The 1,657-nt window shown below is 36.6% G+C and carries 1 protein-coding gene and 1 pseudogene; one reads left to right on the top strand and one right to left on the bottom strand.

Annotated elements, in window-relative coordinates; translation table 11 throughout:
- Positions 1–317 precede the first annotated feature (317 nt).
- Positions 318–866, top strand: coding sequence for a 16S rRNA (guanine(966)-N(2))-methyltransferase RsmD (rsmD, locus tag GO685_RS05145; protein ID WP_175937857.1), 549 nt, complete (start codon positions 318–320; stop codon positions 864–866).
- On the opposite strand, the pseudogene GO685_RS05955 reads toward rsmD, so the two are convergent.
- Positions 863–1,571: pseudogene (locus GO685_RS05955) on the bottom strand (alpha/beta hydrolase family protein); the annotation flags it as partial. The gene rsmD and the pseudogene GO685_RS05955 sit on opposite strands and share 4 nt — an antisense overlap.
- Between the last annotated feature and the right edge of the window lie 86 nt (positions 1,572–1,657).

Below are 1,657 nucleotides of genomic sequence, written 5' to 3'. Positions count from 1 at the left end.
AGGCAGCTAGTATTCAAATTCTCCCTTGTCTATTTGACGTTCTATACTGTCTTAAACGACTTATAAGCGCGTTTCAGCTTGAAAACCAGAAATTTTAAAAAGACGTAAGGTGTACAGATTGCGAAGATAAACAAATAGCTTCATTATCATTATAAGGGAGTTGGAGGGACTTGTCAAGTAGTTTTTTTGTTTCTATTGGGTAGCTTTTCTCTACTGTTGTCTGTCCGCTTTCTGTGTAGTGAGAATTGGACTGCCAAAATTATATTGACACTAATCATGTACTACTAAATAATTAGCTAATTTGGAGCTTATTTAGTATGCCATGTATTATTGCAGGGAAATATTGTGGAAGAAAGATAGCCACAGGTAAGCATTTAGCCGCACGGCCTACTATGGGAGTTGTCCGAGAAGCAATATTCAACACACTTTTTTCAAAAAAGCCTATTCATAACTCAAACGTACTTGATTTATTCTGCGGAAGTGGCTCTTTTTCATTTGAAGCACTTTCCCGCGGTGCTAAACATGCATTCATGGTAGACTCAGACTATTACAATTTGCAATTGCCTAAGAAAACGGCAGAAAATCTTGGAACTACGGACGATATTACGCTAATTTGCTGCAGCGCTGACAAATTACCAAAACCCATTTCACAATGCGACATAGTTTTTATAGATCCACCTTACAATAGTAATCTGTTCCACTCAACTTTAGAAGGATTAGCTCACTCAGGCTGGCTAAGTGATGATGCATTGATAATTCTAGAGATTAGGAAAAACGAAGATTTTCAGTGCAATAAAAATTTTAGTATAGTATTGGAGCGCACTTACGGCATAGTAAGAATAATTTTTCTTTCCCTATCAACTTAAACTTGCGTATACCTTTCATTTATGAATTTCAATTCTATTTGTGTCAAGCTTTTGGAAACACCACTCTTACGGTAGTTTTCTAGATCAAATTCTCCGTTAAGTTTAACTGAATACCCATGTGCCTCTTGAATAAGTTCATTTTCTTTTTCTTTGTAACTGGTGTATTTTGTTGTACCTTCATTATCCTCACAACAAACTAAATGTTCTTTATGGTCAGTGTGAATATTTTTATTCTCACAAGTCTTATTTTCAGGATCATGTTCAGCACTATATTGCTTCTTAACCTTTCTCCGGATAGATCATTAGGCTTGCCAACAAGTTGTGCTGCTGGTGGAATCACAGTATCACCTTCCCTGCCAACAATTAATACAGGGCATTTCGTATTCTCTACAACTTTCTGTGGATTAAAATCTAATCCGCAATGCCCAAACTAAAAATTCAAAAATTTTGCGGGAAGCCACCTCGTGAAAAGCCCCCTACTCCATGAGGAAAGTTATTAGTTGCACCTTTGAGCAAACTAAAAGAGTTACTGTGAATTAGTGTCAAATGGATACCCTGATCCTCAAATCTTTTTAGAACTTCCGCTGCAACTCCTCCTCCAAGAGAGTTAGTATCTAAAACTATGTTGCTTGGATGTATGCCATCTATAAGCAACTTGTTCACCATTGCCATTCCGGCTTGGACTAATTCTTCCCCATTTGTTAGTCTCTGTGAAAAAAGTTTATCATGAGAAAATAAGGAAAGATGTAGCAAAAACTGGTAGTTTAACTTAGCTACAAATAGAGAAACTA

The organism is Wolbachia endosymbiont of Madathamugadia hiepei (assembly GCF_013366855.1).
Classification (GTDB): Bacteria; Pseudomonadota; Alphaproteobacteria; order Rickettsiales; family Anaplasmataceae; genus Wolbachia.
The sequence above is the reverse complement of the archived record's forward strand: the minus strand, read 5'-3'. Positions and strand labels throughout refer to the sequence as shown.

Coding starts and splice junctions, on each gene's coding strand:
- rsmD (WP_175937857.1), top strand. CDS start 318: ATGCCATGTATTATTGCAGGGAAATATTGTGGAAGAAAGATAGCCACA.